Genomic DNA, 250 nt, shown 5'->3' on the forward strand with positions numbered 1-250 from the left:
TTCCGGCCTTGTCTTTTACTTCAAATGTAAACTCGCCATCCTTCAGGGTTCTTCCGCTCAGGCTCTTGGTTCCTTCCAGTCCGATGCTGGTTTTTGTTTCATAGCTGTTCTGGAATGCAATTGCTTCGCTGTCCTTTGCCAGTTCCGCTTTCAGCTCGCCGGTCTCCTTGTTGTAGGTTACGGTTACTTTCACGTTAACTGTCTTGCTGTCATATGTTACACCATTTACAGTATAGTTATTCTCAGCGGT

Annotated in this window: 1 protein-coding gene; it reads right to left on the minus strand. The window is 46.0% G+C overall.

The genetic code is table 11. From position 1 onward, the window contains the following. Positions 1 to 250: Spy0128 family protein (locus tag LIZ66_RS18470; RefSeq protein WP_227201198.1), on the minus strand; the 250-nt coding region annotated here is incomplete at both ends.

Origin of the sequence: Blautia faecis, from assembly GCF_020554845.1 — a bacterium.
In the GTDB taxonomy this organism is placed as follows: domain Bacteria; phylum Bacillota; class Clostridia; order Lachnospirales; family Lachnospiraceae; genus Blautia_A; species Blautia_A faecis.